Origin of the sequence: Streptomyces calidiresistens (genome assembly GCF_014141525.1) — a bacterium.
Classification (GTDB): domain Bacteria; phylum Actinomycetota; class Actinomycetes; order Streptomycetales; family Streptomycetaceae; genus Streptomyces; species Streptomyces calidiresistens.
Genome location: NZ_VKHS01000034.1, coordinates 1 through 16,069, shown reverse-complemented (window position 1 = coordinate 16,069; position 16,069 = coordinate 1). Strand labels below are relative to the sequence as shown.

Here is a 16,069-nt window from a genome sequence, read left to right as displayed (position 1 = left end):
GGGTGGGGGTGGTGTGCCCCGGGTTCTGGGAAGCCCGGGGTGGCTCCGTTTGTCTTCGGTCTCATCCGAGGTCGGTTTCGAAGAGGAGGTCGGTCAGCCGTGCTGCGGCGTCCGGCCGTCCGATGGCCGCGGCGTTGTCCCCCATTCGCCGTCGTTGTTCCTCCGAGTTCAGGAGTGCGTCGAGTTCGTCGCGCAGTCGGTCGGTGCGGGCGTCCTCGCCCACCAGGGCGAGGGCCGCTCCCCGGGATTGGAGGTGGCGGGCGTTGTGTGCCTGTTCTCCTCCGGCCGAGGTGGCCAGGGGAACGAGGAGGGAGGGTTTGCCGAGGGCCGTCAGTTCGGCGATCGTCCCGGCGCCGCTGCGGGCGATCACCACATCGGCCAGGGCCAGCACGTCGGGCAGTTCGGGGCCGACGAAGGCGGTGGGTCGGTAGCGGGCGGCGAGTTCGGCCGGCAGCATCCCGGCCGCCGCCCGGGCGTCCTCCACGGAGGTGGTCCCGCACTGGTGGATCACGTTGGCCTTCGTCAGCAGCTCGGGCAGCAGTTCCAGCACCATGCGGTTGATCTGCACGGCACCCTGCGCGCCGCCGGTGACGTAAACGGTGGGCCGCCCGGGGTCCAGGCCCAGGGAGGCGCGGGCCTTGTCGGGGTTGCCGGTCAGCAGTTCGGGGCGGACCGGGTTGCCGGTGATACGCGCGTTCGCCGCGTCCGGCAGCAGCGGCAGGGTCGCCTCCGAGGAGACCGCGACCCGGTCGGCCACCCGGGCCAGGACCCGGTTGGCCAGCCCCAGGCGCACGGTCTGCTCGTGGATGACCAGGGGGCGGCGGGCCATCCGGGTGGCCAGGCCGACCGGGACGGCCACGTAGCCGCCGGTGGACAACACCACGTCCGGAGCGGTCTCGCGGATGATGGCGCGGGCCTGTGCCACCCCCAGCGGTACGCGTCCCATGTCCTTGATGTTGGTCGGGGAGGCGAGCTTCAGCGGGTTGGCCGAACGACGGAGCCTGCCGGTGGCCACCGTGCGGAAGGGGATGCCCTCCTGCTGCGCCACCCGGGCCTCCAGACCGGTGGGGGTGCCGACCCACACGGTCTCCAGGCTTCCGCCCACCGCCGCCAGGCGGGCGCCGGCCTCGCGCACCACGGTGAGCGCGGGGTAGGTGTGGCCGCCGGTTCCCCCGCCGGTGACCAGCAGGCGGAACGGCCGGTGGAGGCGGGACAGGCGGCTGTCGAGAGGGTTCACGTGATCTCCGTTCCTCGGGGCTCGGGCCCGCCGGACGATAGTGCTTGCGGCAAGGCCGGACGGGACGCCGCCCGGGTCCACTCCCGGCGCTCACCCAACTGCTCGTCCTGTCGCCGGTGGTGCGTGACCGCCCGGGATTCATCCTGTCGGGTGGGGGTGAGGTGGGCCGGGCGCGGCAGGGTGTCGGAGATCAGCAGTTGGCCGTGTCGCATGGTGCGTTCCCACACGTCCCGGACCTCGTCCACCTGCGGGTGGATGGAGAACAACGCCTCGGCGAACACCGGCCCGGTGGCGAGCTCGTGGTCCATGCGGTGGAGGGTGACGCCGTCGGGTCGGCGTTCCCACCGCCCTCGCGCATCTGGTGGGCTTGTCGGGGTCGTGGCCTGTGAACGGTGTGCCGTTCAGATGAGGCGTTCGAGGACGTTGGCGGGCCAGTGGCCGAGCCAGTGGGCGGTGGTGGAGGGGTGGGGCTCTTTGTGGGTGGCTCCGTCGTGGGGGAACAGTTCGGTGGGGGCGATGTAACCCTCGCCGGGGTGGATGCGGATGCGCACGCAGTGGGTGGTGTGGCCGGTGGCGATGTACCGGCGGAAGTCGTCGGTGTGGGGTTGGTGGTCCGGGGTGGATTGGAGGGCGCGGCAGATCGTTCGGATGTCGATGGTGGCCAGGAGCAGGTGGCGGTCGCCGGGACCGAGGTTGTAGCAGAGGCGGCGTCGGGATCGGTGGCGGGCGGCCAGGAGGTGCCGGTCCCAGTTGTCGATGTGGAGGCCGATGCGCTGTCCGCCGTCACCGTTGCAGGTTGTGGTGCGGGCGTCGGCGGGGCTGTGGGATCGGCCGAGGTGGACGGCGTCGGGGTCCCCGAGCGGAGCGACGAGGTCCGCGAGGTGGGTGGGAGCGGCACCGACGGGCAGCGCGACGAGTTCGACGAGTGCGTGGTCGGGGGTGTGCCGGTCGGCGGTGACGGCGGTCAGGTGCTCGTCGGTCAGCGGCTGCCAGGCATCGGCGGGGAGGACGGCGCCGTCTTCGTAATCCGGGTCGTCGTGTCCCGTATGGACGGTGGTGATTTCGTTGCGCTCCCGGAGGGCCTCGGGGCTGGTGTGGGCGATCTTGAGGTCCATGGCGGTCATCCGGGTTCGAGGTCGTCGGTGTAGGTGATGTCGAGATCGGTGGTCAGGGCGTGGGCGAGTTCGCTCGGCTGGTGGCGGTCGATGAGGACCTCGCGCAGGTTGGTGACACCGCGGACGGTGGAGAGGTCGTTGCCGCTGAGGTCGGTGCGGTGGTAGCGGCCGGGGCCGAAGTCGGTCAGACGCAGGGTGCAGCGGTCGAAGACGGCGTGGGAGAGGTCGCAGCGCTCCAGGAGGGCTTCGGTGAGCACGCAGCGCGTGAAGACGACCGGTCCGGTGGCGCGGATCCCGGTGAGGGTCGCGTAGTCGAGCCGGCAGGTGTCGAAGACGACGTTGTCGAGGGTCGATCCGGTCAGGGTGGCGCCCATGAGCTTGCAGTCGCGGAAGAGGACACGACTGAACCTGCCGGCTGTGATCTCGGCGGTGCCGAGATCACAGCCGGTGAACTCCACGGAGTCGACCCGCATCTCCTGCAGATGGACGCGTTTGGCGGTCAGCCCGGTGACGTCGCCGGTGATGAGGCGGGCGTGGGTGAGGTCCAGGTCGCGGAGGTCGGCGCCGGAGTATCGGAAGTCCTGGACGACGCCGCGTCCGCTCTCCAGGGACGTGACGTTGGTGAGGTGGAGCCCGGGCTCGTTCAGGTTCGGGAGGGTGGCCGTGACTCGGCCGAAGGTCTGTTCCGTCATGGGGTGGGCGCTCCGGTGGGGGCGGCGTCGGTCCCGCGGGGCCCGGAGACGCCGCGGGACCGACGCGGGCGGTCACTGCTTCTTGTTCCAGTTGTCCCGGGTGGGACGGTTGTCGAAGGCGCTTCCCCCGGCGTTGTCCCGAGTGGACTGGTGGTCGAACATGTTCAAGGAGTTGCGGAGGGAGGACAGGACCACGTGGCCGTTGGCCAGTGACGTTGGGGACGGACTCGATCAGCCACTACCCCCCTCCATGCCGTGCCCGATGCGGAGCAGGGCGGGATAGCCACCGAGACGGGCCGGTCCTCGGATGGTCGGGTCGGGATTGAGGCGGCGCCAGAACTTCGTGGCAGGGCCCCGGCCGGCGTATAGGCGATAGAACGGGTGGGGGCGGTGCGAGCTGTCGTTGACGGCCTCGGCCGGCGCGGGTCCGGCCTACAGCAGGTGCCCCATGGGGCACCTGCTGTAGGCCGGAGGCAACGCCCTCGGGTCCCAGCCGCAGACCGGTACGTGGCGATCAGCCTCGGCAGGGGATGCAGGGAATGCAGGGGCGAAGTGCACAGAGCCATTCCCGCCGGGGGATAAGCACGACGAAGTTCCCGACCCGACGAGTGATCTTGATCGTGGACTTGCCTACCAGGACCTTCACCCTTTCCTTCATCCGGGCATTGAAGGCGCTCCCGTGGCAAGGCCGGCGAGCGGGAGGCCGACGAGACTGATGGCGAGGACGATCAGGGCGGCGGCGAGGAGGAAGGCGGCCAGGTGGCGGCGTGCTTCGCCGATGCGCCGGGCCAGGAACTTCCGGATCGCGCGCCGGAGGCTCACGTCCGAGCTCCGAAGCGGTGTCGTGGAAAGGGCTCCATGGCCCCGAACGGCCACACGGCACGGGCTGCGGCCTCGAAGGAGGCGGAGGGGCCCATGGGAAGCCGGAGAAGGACACCGAGAAGGAGCTTGTGGGACACGACGAGTACACCGCCCCGGTGCCCCGCGAGGTGGTGGAGATGGGCGGCGGCGTGAGTGGCCCGCCTGTGGAGGGCGACGAGGGATTCGCCGTCCTCGTACGCGAGATGGGGGTTCGTGTGACGGAGAATCCGCCAGGCCCGGTAAGCCGGGGGACAGGTCTCCGAGGTGGTGCCCTGAATGCTCGTGGGCGCACGCCACTCGACGAGCAGGTCGCTGGTGGCAATCACGGGGAGGCCGGTGAGGGAGCCGAGGGTCTCCGCCGTCTGGCGGGCGCGGAGGAGGGGGCTGGTGACGATGGCGGTGACGCTGTCGGGAGGAGGTGGCATGCGGCGGAGTTGGTCGCACCCCTCCGCGCTGAGCGGTGCGTCGGGCGGGGCGTGGTGACCGAGGCGATGGCCCTCGTAGGCGGCGTGCCTCATGATGTGGATGTCAGCCAAGGAGCCGGCCTCCGTCGACACGCACGGTCTGACCGGTGATGAAGCCCGCGTCGTCGCCGGCGAGGAAGGCCACGGTGGCGGCGACATCCTCGGGAGTGCCACGATGCCGGACACACTGGCGGGCGAGTTGGCGGACGGTCATGGCCTCGCCGTCCTCGACGACGGTGTCCTCGGCGGGGACGCGGATGGATCCCGGGGCGACACAGTTGGCGGTGATCCCGGAGGGGCCGAGCTCGCGGGCGAGGGCCCGGGTGAGCCCTTCCAGCCCGGCCTTGGCGCTGATGTATCCGGTGAGGTCGTGGCGTCCGGCGGCGGCCAGGACGGAGCCGATGGTGATGATGCGGCCGTGGCCCCGGTCGACCATGTCCGGGGTGAGGGCCCGGGCGAGGTGGTAGTGGCTGGTCAGGTTGGTGTCCAACGCCTCGTGCCAGGTATCGGTGCTCATCGCGTGCCACGGGACACGGGGATAGGCGCCGGCATTGCTGACGAGGATGTCGATGGGGCCGAGCCGTTCGGTGGCCCTGCGGCACAGACTCCGGACGGCATCGGGGTCGCGGAGGTCCGCTTGCAGCGGTACGGCCTCGCTCCCCGCGTCGGTGAGCTCACCGGCTAGGGCTTCGGCCGCGGGCTGGTCGTCGAGGTGGGTGAGCGCGATGTCGGCACCGAGGGCCGCGAGGCGGCGGCAGAGTGCCGTGCCGATGCCGCCGGTGGCTCCGGTGATCAGCGCGGTGCGTCCGTTCAGCGGACCGGGCATGTTGCCTCCGGGGTGAGGAAGAAGGATTGGGGGGCGAAACGGGGGCTCATGACGTCCGCGAGTCGGCAGACGAGGACGAGCCTTTCCCGGGGCGTGAGGTCGCCGAGGTGGTGGACGGCGAGGATGCGCATGGCGATGTAGGGGCGCAGGATGTCGGCGAGATCGGTGTCGGGCCACAGGGCGGCGGCGACGGGCTCGACGAGGCGGCGCCAGTAAATCTCCGCGGCCGTGCGCCGGGGCTGGGAAAGTCTCGGCACGTAGTCGACGGTCAGGGTGCGGCGGGTGGTGTCGATCCGGGTCCGGTGGACCACCGGGGTGTTGGCTGCCAGATGGGCGAAGGTGGCGGGGTGGTCGGTGAAAGCCCCCGGGTTGTGGGTGGGCACAAGCCAGCCACCGAGGACGGTGGTGTACCAGAGGAAGTTGGCGAACTCGCCCGCGATGCTGTTCGGTCCGGCGGTGTCGAGGTCCAACCACGCCGGCGGATGGGCGAGGTTGAGGTCGGTCGGGTCGCCCTGGGTGAGGGCCGCCCAAACCGGTTCCCCGGTCCCGAAGTGTCGTTTGAGGCGGGTGAGGGTGGCCGCCCAGTCGAGGTGCGACTCGGTGCCGTTGATCCGCAGGGTGTGGTCCCGGATTCGGGACAGGGGGAGGTGGGCGCGGCCGTCGGTGAGGAACGGGTCGGCGTCGGCGTAGTAGTGGTCGAGGCGTCCGCCGGGTGCGGCGCGGTCCCAGTAGAGCTTGCGTACCAGCTGGGCCGGTGGAGTGAGACGTGCGGTGTCGAGGATGACCGTGCGGTAGTGGTCGGTGAGGTCGTGGAGGTACCGCTTCAGGTCGGGGGTCGGCCGGTCGGTGTTGAGGAGGTCGAGCAGGAGGCCGTGGTCCCGACCGATGGGAAGCCGTTCGTAGGCCAGGAGTCGGCCGCCGGGAACGCGCAGGTGGGCGTGGAGGGTGGGTACGCGGTAGTGGTCGCGGACGCTGTGGTGGCCGCGGATTTCCTCGCGGGCCTCGCCCGGGTGGCGGGTGTACTTGAGCAGGAGCGGTCGGCCGGCGAGGTTCGCGGGCAGCACCAGGTTGCGGGTGAACCGGCGAAGAGGGCCGATGGACCACCGGCGGGTGTCGGCGAAGGGCGTCACGGCCGGCCCCCGGTGAGGAGGCGGACGGCGATGTGAGCGAGGCGGTCCGGGGTGATGGCGGCCAGGTGGGCGTCTTCGGTCGGAGGAACGACGGCGTCCCGAACGGGGCACAGGTCACCCTGGTGCATCAACTCGGCGAACCCGGTGGCCACGGCGTGGTGGTGGGGCAGACCGGTGTTCCACTTGCCGGCGCTGTGGCGGGCGTGCAGGCCGATGACCTGCGGGCCGGTTCCGTCCCGGGTGCGGGAGAGGGCGGCCAGGTGGGTCAGGCCGGTGTCGTTTCCGATGACCAGGGAGCAGTGGGGCAGGAGGTCGGCGACATCATCGGCGGGGAGACCGTCCAGACGGAGACTCTGAACCCGATCCCGGGCGTCCGCGGCCGTGATCCGGATCCCGCTCGCCGGTTCCCCGCCGATGAGGAGGAGGCGCACGGAGGCGTCGAGGATCTCGGCGACCCGTCGGGCGACCGCGGTGAAGCGAGGGGCCGTGTAGTCCTTGAGGTCCGCACGGCTGGTGGCCGTGATGGCGGCGAGCGCGACGCCGTCGAGCCATCCCATGGCCCGGAGGCGGTGCACCAGCCGATTGGGGCGTGCGGTGAGCCGGGGGGTGAACGGCGGCTCGGACGGCAGGCGGATGCCGAGGCGACGTTCGAGCGCCAGGTAGTGGCGGTCCGGGAGGGCGGTGTGCACGACTCCGTCGCTCGACCAGCAGGGAGGTGCCGTCGGGTCGCAGACCAGGGCGAGTGTCGCGTCGGAGCCGCGAGCCGTGATGCCGGCCCGGTCACCGATCACGAGGCGCGGGCCTTCGCTTCCTGCGGGGGAGGTGGCGGGGGTGAGGAGTCCCGTGCGGTCGATGAGTTCGGTGTGGGGTCCGGAGGCATGCACTGTCGGGGGCGCGACGTGGCGCCGTTCTCCCAAGCGGTCCAGGGCGGCCCGGGCGGTGGCCAGGGCCAGGAGGCTGTCGCCCAGCTTGTCGTGGAAGGCCAACTCCACCCGGGTGCAGTCACGCATCCGTTCCACCAGGATCTCGGAGGCGGGGAGGGGGAGGGCCGTACCGGGTCCGATGGCGGCGCGGTCGTAGCCGAGGGGCACCGAGTGCACATCGCCCGCGAGCGCCCTTCGGGTGCCGGGGCGGAAGGCGGGGGGCGGTGTCGTGGTGGTCATCGGGAGGCGCCGAGCCGGGTGAGGCAGACCAGAGGAAGGTCGAGATCGGCGAGGCGGGAGCGTCCTTCCTCTTCGGTGTCCTCCACGAGACAGGCGGCGCCGAGGGGGAGAGCCCCGGCCTCCCGAAGACGGACGGTGAGGTCGGCCAGGGTCCGGCCGGTGGTGATCTCGTCATCGACCAACAGGATCCGTTGGCCGGCCGAGATGCCGTAGGCGAAGACCTCGGTGCGGTTGGCGTGCGGTTCGGTGAAACGCACGCGTCCCTTCAGGGGGAGGTCCAGCTTCCAGGCGATCTTGTACGGCAACCCGGCGGCGGCGGTGAGTGCGACGGTGGGGAGGATGCCGCCGGCGTCCAGACCGAGTACGAAATCGACGCCGTTTCCGACTGCCGGGATCTCCCGACGGACGCGCTGCCACAGTTCGCCGCCGGCAGCGGTCAGGTCCGACGGTCGGACGGATGCCTCCAGCCCGTCCAGGGAGTGGATGACCCGTTCGGGGCGGCCGGCGGGGCCGACGCCGAGGCGTTCGACGACGCGGGCCGTGAACGGCGTCGGGACGGTGAGGGTTTCGGGCATGGCGAAGCTCCTGTGGGTGGTGGTGGAAAAGAAAGGCGCCGGTGGGGGCGGGGCGCCGGTGACTAGGCGGCCGTGTCCTGCGCGTACCGGGTCAGAAACCGGTCGGCGGCCTCGATGACGACGGGCAGTACCTCGTCCGCCCTGCCCTCGCGCCAGGCGGCGGCGACTTCCGCCAGCGGTGGGAGGGCGAGTGCCGGGAAATCGGGCAACGATGACGCAGCGGTGAGAATCCGGTCGGCTCCGTCCCGCCACACGTCGTGTTCGCGCAACAGAAGCCGGCAGGCCAGCACGATGTGTTTGTACAACGGCCTCAACCGGTCCGCCCGGGCCTCGGCACGCAGGCGGCGCATGGTGAGGACGACCTGCGGGAGTTCCCTGGTCGCCGCCAATACGAGGTCCCGTCGGCTGATGTGGGGCAATGCGAGACCGGGGGTCACAAGGAGGGCGGGGCCGCCCTCCTGGAGCCGGTGGAGCGAGAAGGCCAGACGAGGTGTGAGCCGGTGGGCGCTCACCTCACCGGGGGTGATCAGCGTGGGCCCGACCGGCGCGGCTCCGTTCAACGCCTCCCGGTAGCGGGCGACCGCGAAGGCCACCTCTCCGGCGGCCCCGGAGTCGGCGATGACCAGGAGGTCGAGATCGGACCATCCGGCGATCCAGGCGTGCTCACCGGCACTGCCGGTGAGGGCGACGAGGCCGATCGCGGGGTCCCGGTCGCGCAGTTCCTCGACGAGGTCGGCGGTCGCGGCGGCGACCGCCGGGGGAAGGCCCAGGCCGTAGGGGGTGGTGGTCCGTGGACCGGTCGTCCCGGTGGTTGCGGCGATACGCCGCAACCGGGCACGGAGGGAGATGACGCTGCCGGAGTTGTCGATGACGTGGTCGGCGAGAGCAGCCACCCGATGGGCACCCCGGCTCATCTTGATCTCATCCTTGGCCGCCACCACCCGCGCCGTCGTCCCCGAACGTCCCACCCGCTCGGGAAAGGCGGCGTCCAGGTACACGATCCGCAGCCGATCACCCATCAACCGCTTCAACTCGCCGATCGACAGGTCATCGTGCACCGACTCGATGGTGAACAGCCGTTGATCGACGTGCCCCTCGGCGAACCGGTTGAGCTCGTCGAGAAGCAGCTCGGCCCGGCGTCGAGGGGACAGGGCGTAGGGGTTGGCCAGTCCATGGCGTTCCGCGGCCTGGCGGAAGAGGTAACCCATCTTGAGGCGCTGCGCTCCGCAGGTGTGCTGGAGGAACATCGCGCTGGTGCTCTTGCCGCATTCGCTGAGGCCGCCGAAGGCGATGACCCGTTCCAGACGGGGGTGGGGGGCGATGCCCACGGTGCCGCCACCGGCCCGGCCGTAGAGCTTGTGCCGAGCGGCGGAGGGAAGACGCACCCGGCCCGCGCACACCGCCGCTGCCAGGGCGTCCACGGCGGCCCCCAGCTCGGTGCGTTGGCGCAGGAGTGCGGGGACGCGGTGCCGGGCCAGGTCGTCGCGCTCGGCGGCCCGTTCGTTGTGCCAGATGCGCAGGGTGAGGACGGAGAGACGGTCCACGGCCGAGGCCAGGGTCTCTGTGTGGGGAGGAAGGTCGAGATGGGTGCTCGCCGCCAAGCCGACCAGGATGTCGTCGGCGCGCTCCGCCAGGGCGTTGCGCTCCGCGTTGAGCTGATCGATCTCCCGCTTCGCATCGGCCACACCGGCGGCGGGGAGGTCGGGGTCGCGAACCCTGTCCTCGGCTTCCCACAGGCGGCCGTTGACCGTGTGCAACCTGGTGAGGACATCATCGAGACGTCGCCGGTCCTTTTCGCCCAGCGAGCTCGTGGCACGTGCCAGGCCGGGGGGAAGCACCAGCGCAGGGGCATGGTCGGTATTCATGGAGGGCTGCTCCTTTCCGCCTGCGGTGGAGTCGGTAGGTGGGAGGAGAGGTGGCGGACCACCTCGGCGTGGATGTCGGCGGCGGAGCGTTCCTCGCACAGGACAACCGCCGCATACGTCCCGCGCTCGGCCTGCCGGAGCAGGGTGCTGTGCAGGAGCCGCTGGTAGGCCGGGTAGACGCCGGTCCACGGCCGGCCCTCGCGGGCGCTGGTGATCGCGTAGCTGCGTTCCGCGTCGAGGGAGGGCAGCAGCAATACCGGGGACTCGGGCGGGGAAGTGGTGCCGACGAGCGCTGTCACGCGGTCCAGGGCGGCCGGTACGGGCAGGTCGTCCTTCAACGCGGACGTGGCGGCGGCGACCGCCAGCAGCATCGGCAGTCCCCGGTCGAGGAGACCGACGCGGCCGGGCCCTCTGGCTTTCGCCCGATGGGTGTGCCCCGCCGCCAGCATCCGCGTCAGCTCCGCCGTGGTGGAGGTCTCGAACCACCATCGCGCGTAATCCCGTCCCGCGACCCGTCGCCACGTCCCCCGGTCGTGCTCGTGGATCGAACCCAATCTCTGAAAACGCGAAGTGCGTTCGGCCAGCAGGCGGAGCTGTGTGGTCTTGCCGACGTTGTCCGGCCCGTTGAGGCTGACGAAATCCGGGAGACCGGCCATCGACGATCAGGTGGCGCGGACCGGCCGGTCCAGGACCGAGCGGATCGCCTCGGTGTTGTTCGCCGCGAACTCCGCCAGCGGGGGAGGCATCAGTTCCGTGGCCCGGATCGCCTCGGCGGTGAACGGAATGCGCACCACCTCGTAACCGCCGCGCTCGGGCCTGGAGAACTCCGTCCCGGTCCGTACCGACTGGTCCATGAACTCCAGCCGGGCGGCGAAGATGTGCTGCACCCCCAGGCCGTCGTCCAGCTCATCGGTCACCAGGTGCACGAGTTCGGCACGGCCCACCGTTCCTCCGAGTTCCTCGAAGACCTCCCGGCGCAGGGCGTCCTCAAGGCTCGCGTCCTCATCCTCGACCCCTCCACCCACGGTTACCCAGTACGGCTCCCTACCGGGCCGGGTGCGCTTGATCAACACCAGCTCGTCACCGTCGAGCAGAAGGGCGCGAGCGCTGCGTCTGACGATCCCGGTCACTTTCGGCCTCCTCGCCGCACCGGCGGGTTCCTCACCCGGTGTGAGGTTGCGCTTCCCCGCTGTGCTGAACCAGCATGGGGTACTCCGGCCGTCCCGGGGAGGACCGGCCGCCGTACCGGCGCTGCACCGGTGCCGAACCGACCGGCCCGGAACGGGTGGTTGGGTTCGCATTCGGGCAGGGGGACCGATGATGGTGACGGTGCAGCGATGGACGGGGCGCGAGGCGCGGCTGCTTCGTGAGGCCCTGCGAATGACGCTGCGTGAGTTCGCGGCCCACCTGGGGGTCAGCGATCGCGCGGTGTCCAAGTGGGAGGCGGGGGCCGATGGTTACGTGCCCCGCTCCGAGACCCAGGCACTTCTCGACACCGCGCTGACCCGCTCGGCGGAGGAGGTCCGGACCCGATTCGCCGCTTCCATGGGCGGCACGGCCGAGGTCGAGCGCCCAACCGGCGAGGAGGACATCCATCTCGACTCGCACAAGTTCGTGCCCGCCTACATCGGCCCCGACCGTGCCCGCGCCCTGTTGGCCGACCTGCGGTCCGGCCCGATCGACTCGTGGTTGGAGAGCGCGTCACTACGCGTGGAACACCCGGATGCCCGCACCTGCACGCTCCACATCGCGGCCTGCGGCACGGCGCTTTTCCACATCGTCCAGGAACGACGCCCGCGGTCGCTCACCGAACTCGCGGTCTGGCGCTACCGCAGCTACGCCTCCGACCTCCCCTGGACCGCCCGGGCCCTCGGAGAGCTGTTGGGGGACGCCTGCGACTCCGAGCCCGAGTACGTGCTCTCGCTGTACTGGCTCCACTCCGGCCCGTGGGCCGGGCAGGAGTTGCACGCCGCGGTGCGCCTGCTGTCGACTCCATCCGTCCTTGTGGACCGAGGAGCTCCGGAAGGACCCGCCGGACTGGGTGAATCCGTCGAGAAGTCCCTCATGGCCTCCGGGTTCGACCATCCCGAAGTCGTTCCCTTCGGCGTCCGGGGCGTCTCCGTCGGCTACGCGGGATGGTCCGGCGTGGCGTACGCCGCCCGTGCACCGGAACGCAGCCTCACCATCGACGAACTCGTGGCCTGCGAGCTGAGCGTGCAAACCCTGTGGTGCTACTCCCGCCACATCCAGCGTCTGATCGAGGACGGCGGGGATCCCTCGACGCCCGACCGATACGGCTGGCGATTCCTGCGTGCCGCGTACTCTCGGCTTACGACAGCGCGCCCTCGTGAGACGGCGCAGCACTGCCTGATGCGGGAGGCGATCGTGAGAACCAGCGGCCTCGCGGGACGGTTGCGGGAAGCGCAGGACGCGTTGCGCGAGAGCGCCGGCTGAAGGGACGCGAGGCCATGCACCGCATCAATCCGGAGCGTTCGGCGCTCGTGGTGGTCGATGTCCAGAACGGCTTCGTCAACGAGCACAGCCGACACGTGGTGCCGGTGGTGGTGGAGTTGGTCCGTGAGTGGAGCGCCGTGGGCGGGGCGGTGGTCTTCACCCGGTACCGCAACTATCCCGACAGCCCGTACGAGCGGTTCTTCTCCTGGACCCGGTTGCAGGGCCCGCCGGAGACCGACCTGGTCCCCGAACTCCACGACCTCGCGGGGGAAGCCGCCGCGATCATCGACAAGACCGGCTACTCCTTCTTCACCCCCGCAGCCGAGCGCCTGGTCACCCAACAGGGGTGGGGTGACCTGGTCTTCTGCGGGATCGCCACGGAGAGCTGTGTGTTGAAGTCCGCGGCGGACGCCTTCGAGCGCGGTCACTCGCCCTGGCTGGTCACCGACGCCTGTGCCAGTGACGCCGGGCCGGCCGTGCACGAGGCCGGGCTCCTGGTCGCGCGCCGGCTCATCGGCCGGGGCCAACTCATCACCACCGAGCACGTCCTCACCCCCGCCCGGGAGGTTCGCCGATGACCCCGGATCTACTGATCATCGGTGGCGGCCCGGCCGGCTGCGCCGCCGCGCTCACCGCCGCCGGTGTCGGCATGCGCTCCCTGCTGGTGGAGCGGGAAGGCCGGGTGTGCGGGAAGCTGCACCACATCCCGGCCCTGAACAACGTCCTGGGCGGCTTTCGCACCGGTCCCGACCTCGCCGCCGCCGTCACGGCCGACCTCGCTGCCAACCCACTGTGCGGGGTGATGACGGGAACGGCGGTCACCGGCATCGATCCGGGCCGGGACGGCGTCACGATCACCCTGGACACCGGCGCGCGGCACACCGCCCCGCACGCCGTCCTGGCCACCGGCGTCGGCCCCCTCCAACCGGCCGACTGCCCCTGGATCACCGCCCCGGCGGGGATGCGGCTCCCAACGCTGTGGGAGGCCGATGCCGGGGAGGCATCCGGTGGAACCTGGCTGGTGTTGGGAGCCGACCGGCCGTTGGGCACCCTCCTGCGGGCCCACCCCGACGCCGATCTCAAGCTGATCGTCCTGCACGGACACGAGGACGCCTACAAGATCGAGGAGGTCGCCGACGACGCCCGGGTCACCCCCATCCCCGTGGAGGGCGTCACGCTCGACACCACCGGGGGCGGCGTACCCACCGCTCTGGCCCACCTGCCCGGAGGGGAGCGGATGGTGTGGCGGGCGGACGCGGTGTTCGCCAACCTCGGCAGCGCCCCCACCGCCCCGCCGGGCGCGGCCCGGGACGCCTCCGGCCACTGTCCCGCCGACCTCCAACCCCCCCGCCTCATCCCGGCCGGCGACATCCGCTCCGCCCGCTTCCAGCGCATCATGACCGCCACCGGCTCCGGCGCCGAAGCGGCCCTCCGCGCCTACTACGCCACCCGTGACCTTTCGATGTGAGCCGGTACCCGCGAAGCGCTCCCCGGGCCACGCCGGTCAACGGGATCTCTCCGACTGTCATGTCCGGGTACCGGCCAGCGATCTCCCCGGGGGAACAGTTCGGTGGGGCCGTCTGGCGTTCGTCGAGGGCGGCGCCGCGAGTTCGACAGGCGTGTGGTGAGCGCTCTTCGGGCGCGCAACGGGCACGCGGGCGCTGATGGGTCCCGACAACGAAGAAGGCCCGGGTCTGTGACCCGGGCCTTCGTGCTGGAGCGGGCGACGAGAATCGAACTCGCGCTCTGAGCTTGGGAATCACCGACGCTTTCGCGCGGGAACCCTTTCTGACCTGCGGAAACCCCCTCCTCCCCGTCCGGCCCAGAGGACTCCTGAACACCGCTGTTAACCGGTGTTGTCCGCTCCGAAGGGCACGGATGGGGCACGCCCGTCACCCATCGGCCGGCGGGAGGTTCACGCGGGTCAGCGTCTCGATGACTGAGTGGGCGCGGGCGACGCGGAGGTTGGGGGCCGCTCCCGGTAGGGCGGGTGAGACCCATAACGGGTTCCATAGGGGTGCCCCGGCCGAAGGTTGAGAGGGTCGGTCAGAATCGGCACGTTCATCCCGTGAGTCCTTTCCAGCCTCGCCACTGAAGCTGCGATGTGGAGCGTCTGGACGAAAATCCCTTGCGGTCAAGGGTGGTGATCGTCCTACGGTTGCTTCCCGTGACCATCGAGATGCCCTACCAGCCACTTCCCGTCGACCAGTCGGACGTGCGCTACATTCACGGACCCGATTCCGTTCCACAGCCGAGTGTGCCCGCCGGCGAGACGGTCGAGTTCGAGTGGAGTGGGAGCGAGGTCTATCCGGGAACCGTCCGGAAGTTCTGGGTGCATGTGCCCGCACGGTACGACCCGGCGGAACCGGCGTCCTTGATGGTGTTCCAGGACGGATGGTGGTACCTGGACCCCGCAGGGGAGGTACGCGGCGCGACCGTCCTGGACAACCTCGTTCACCGCGGCGACATACCCGTCACCATCGGCGTGTTCGTCGATCCCGGCGTCTTCCCCGGCGCGGAGAACCCGAAGAACCGCAACAACGAATACGACGCTTTCGATGAGCAGTACGTCACCTTCCTCCTCACCGAGATCATCCCGCAGGTCGCCGAGCGCTATACCATCGCCCGGTCACCCGAAAGGTGGGGCATCTGCGGCGGGAGCAGCGGCGGCAACTGCGCCTTTACCGCCGCATGGCTGCGTCCGGACAAGTTCCGCCGCGTCATCGGATACCTGTCCAGCTTCGCGCAGATACCGGACGGAAATCCCTATCCGGATCTCATCTCCCGCGTACCTCGCAAGCCGCTGCGCATCTTCATGCAAGGCGCCCACCGCGACCTGAACTGGAATGAGCCGCAGCGGAACTGGCTCGCCGAAAACCTGCGCGTGGCAGCCGCTCTCGCCGAAGCGGGCTACGACTTCCGCCTTGTCCTGGGAGACGGCGGACACAGCCCCAACCACGGCGGCGTCCTGCTGCCCGACGCACTGCGCTGGTTGTGGCGGCCCACCGAAGATTGATCGATGCCTACTCATGCAGCCCAGCACCGGCTGCAGTGAGAGGGCTACGTCCTGGTCACATGAAGGTGTGAAGTTCTCCCTAGGCGAGTTCAGGACCGAGATCACTCGCTTGACCAGGAGCATCGTCGCGCTTGCCTACCGGTCCGCGACCGACCTGCCCAGCCTGCACTTGCGCTTCCTGAGCAGGCAGCTCGCCGAGCGCCGCCGCCAGGTCGACATCCCCCGGCGGCGCCTGCCCCCGAAAACGTGACACTGCACCGGGTGGACACCCTGCTCCGGCTGGACGACGCCTACACCGCCATCGAGGTCGCCCAGCGCCTGGAGCCGGCCGCTGTCAGTGCCCTCGGCCGCGAACGCCGGGCCCGTCACCTGATCACCGTGGCCCGCGCCCGCGCACTGACCCGCGAACGGGCTTTGGCCGAGCGTGCCCTGCTGGACGCCGAGCGACTGGCCCCGGAAGAGGTGCGCCGACCGGCGGTGACCCAACTGGTCGGTGAGTTCATGGAACTGGCCTCTTCGCCGAGTGCGGGCTTGACCGCTCTGGCGGGGCGTTGTGGACTGCGGTCATGACCCGGGTGCTCTATCTCATCGCCACCGCGGCCGGTCCGGCGGAGTATGTGGATCGCGGGGTGCGGGCCGCGCGGGGGGCGGGGTGGGATGTGTGTCTGGTC

Annotated in this window: 20 protein-coding genes; 6 read left to right on the top strand and 14 right to left on the bottom strand. The window is 70.6% G+C overall.

What is annotated here, in order from left to right; all coding sequences use genetic code 11:
- Positions 1-61: 61 nt before the first annotated feature.
- The 14 genes from FOE67_RS03390 to FOE67_RS03330 form a co-directional block, all read right to left on the bottom strand.
- Entirely contained in the window at positions 62-1,237 is a 1,176-nt protein-coding gene (locus FOE67_RS03390; protein WP_323384127.1) for a UDP-N-acetylglucosamine--N-acetylmuramyl-(pentapeptide) pyrophosphoryl-undecaprenol N-acetylglucosamine transferase, read from the bottom strand.
- Complete coding sequence (locus tag FOE67_RS03385) at positions 1,234-1,545, bottom strand: hypothetical protein (RefSeq protein WP_182660238.1); 312 nt, start codon at positions 1,543-1,545, stop codon at positions 1,234-1,236. Before FOE67_RS03385 ends, FOE67_RS03390 begins: the two co-directional genes overlap by 4 nt.
- Positions 1,546-1,638: 93 nt before the next feature.
- Positions 1,639-2,361 (bottom strand): hypothetical protein, encoded by a 723-nt coding sequence (locus FOE67_RS03380; protein ID WP_182660237.1) that lies wholly within the window; start codon positions 2,359-2,361, stop codon positions 1,639-1,641.
- Entirely contained in the window at positions 2,358-3,044 is a 687-nt protein-coding gene (locus FOE67_RS03375; protein ID WP_182660236.1) for a pentapeptide repeat-containing protein, read from the bottom strand. The genes FOE67_RS03380 and FOE67_RS03375 overlap by 4 nt, the downstream gene beginning before the upstream one ends.
- Before the next feature lie 72 nt (positions 3,045-3,116).
- Positions 3,117-3,239, bottom strand: coding sequence for a hypothetical protein (locus tag FOE67_RS29960; RefSeq protein ID WP_267133294.1), 123 nt, complete (start codon positions 3,237-3,239; stop codon positions 3,117-3,119).
- 459 nt (positions 3,240-3,698) lie between these two features.
- Complete coding sequence (locus tag FOE67_RS03370) at positions 3,699-3,866, bottom strand: hypothetical protein (protein WP_182660235.1); 168 nt, start codon at positions 3,864-3,866, stop codon at positions 3,699-3,701.
- Positions 3,863-4,441, bottom strand: a complete 579-nt coding sequence (locus FOE67_RS03365) for a histidine phosphatase family protein (RefSeq protein ID WP_182660234.1) — start codon at positions 4,439-4,441, stop codon at positions 3,863-3,865. The genes FOE67_RS03370 and FOE67_RS03365 overlap by 4 nt, the downstream gene beginning before the upstream one ends.
- Positions 4,434-5,195 carry an SDR family NAD(P)-dependent oxidoreductase gene (locus FOE67_RS03360; protein ID WP_182660233.1) on the bottom strand — a complete coding sequence of 254 codons (762 nt, stop codon included), beginning with the start codon at positions 5,193-5,195 and terminating at the stop codon, positions 4,434-4,436. Before FOE67_RS03360 ends, FOE67_RS03365 begins: the two co-directional genes overlap by 8 nt.
- Positions 5,180-6,325: a hypothetical protein gene (locus tag FOE67_RS03355; protein ID WP_323384122.1), complete on the bottom strand. Its 1,146-nt coding sequence runs from the start codon at positions 6,323-6,325 to the stop codon at positions 5,180-5,182. The genes FOE67_RS03360 and FOE67_RS03355 overlap by 16 nt, the downstream gene beginning before the upstream one ends.
- The gene (locus tag FOE67_RS03350) at positions 6,322-7,488 is read right to left on the bottom strand and encodes a glycosyltransferase family 9 protein (RefSeq protein WP_182660232.1); all 1,167 of its coding nucleotides are present in this window, start codon (positions 7,486-7,488) and stop codon (positions 6,322-6,324) included. Before FOE67_RS03350 ends, FOE67_RS03355 begins: the two co-directional genes overlap by 4 nt.
- Complete coding sequence (locus tag FOE67_RS03345) at positions 7,485-8,063, bottom strand: phosphoribosyltransferase family protein (RefSeq protein WP_182660231.1); 579 nt, start codon at positions 8,061-8,063, stop codon at positions 7,485-7,487. The genes FOE67_RS03350 and FOE67_RS03345 overlap by 4 nt, the downstream gene beginning before the upstream one ends.
- 62 nt (positions 8,064-8,125) lie before the next feature.
- Complete coding sequence (locus FOE67_RS03340; protein WP_182660230.1) at positions 8,126-9,928, bottom strand: DUF4254 domain-containing protein; 1,803 nt, start codon at positions 9,926-9,928, stop codon at positions 8,126-8,128.
- Positions 9,925-10,584 (bottom strand): hypothetical protein, encoded by a 660-nt coding sequence (locus FOE67_RS03335; protein WP_182660229.1) that lies wholly within the window; start codon positions 10,582-10,584, stop codon positions 9,925-9,927. Before FOE67_RS03335 ends, FOE67_RS03340 begins: the two co-directional genes overlap by 4 nt.
- 6 nt (positions 10,585-10,590) lie before the next feature.
- Positions 10,591-11,058, bottom strand: a complete 468-nt coding sequence (locus tag FOE67_RS03330; RefSeq protein WP_182660228.1) for an NUDIX hydrolase — start codon at positions 11,056-11,058, stop codon at positions 10,591-10,593.
- A gap of 190 nt (positions 11,059-11,248) precedes the next feature.
- Here FOE67_RS03330 and FOE67_RS03325 point away from each other — a divergent pair, with 190 nt between their 5' ends.
- From FOE67_RS03325 to FOE67_RS03300, 6 genes are all read left to right on the top strand, one after another.
- Entirely contained in the window at positions 11,249-12,382 is a 1,134-nt protein-coding gene (locus FOE67_RS03325) for a helix-turn-helix domain-containing protein (RefSeq protein ID WP_182660240.1), read from the top strand.
- Positions 12,383-12,396: 14 nt separating this feature from the next.
- Complete coding sequence (locus tag FOE67_RS03320) at positions 12,397-12,960, top strand: cysteine hydrolase family protein (RefSeq protein ID WP_194443901.1); 564 nt, start codon at positions 12,397-12,399, stop codon at positions 12,958-12,960.
- Entirely contained in the window at positions 12,957-13,850 is an 894-nt protein-coding gene (locus FOE67_RS03315) for an FAD-dependent oxidoreductase (RefSeq protein WP_182660227.1), read from the top strand. Before FOE67_RS03320 ends, FOE67_RS03315 begins: the two co-directional genes overlap by 4 nt.
- Before the next feature lie 699 nt (positions 13,851-14,549).
- On the top strand, positions 14,550-15,398 hold the full coding sequence (locus FOE67_RS03310; protein WP_182660226.1) for an alpha/beta hydrolase: 849 nt from the start codon (positions 14,550-14,552) through the stop codon (positions 15,396-15,398).
- Between the two features lie 67 nt (positions 15,399-15,465).
- A complete protein-coding gene (locus FOE67_RS03305; RefSeq protein WP_182660225.1) occupies positions 15,466-15,648 on the top strand; it encodes a hypothetical protein in 183 nt (60 codons plus the stop codon).
- Positions 15,649-15,659: 11 nt separating this feature from the next.
- A complete protein-coding gene (locus FOE67_RS03300) occupies positions 15,660-15,968 on the top strand; it encodes a hypothetical protein (protein ID WP_182660224.1) in 309 nt (102 codons plus the stop codon).
- The last annotated feature ends 101 nt before the right edge of the window (positions 15,969-16,069 follow it).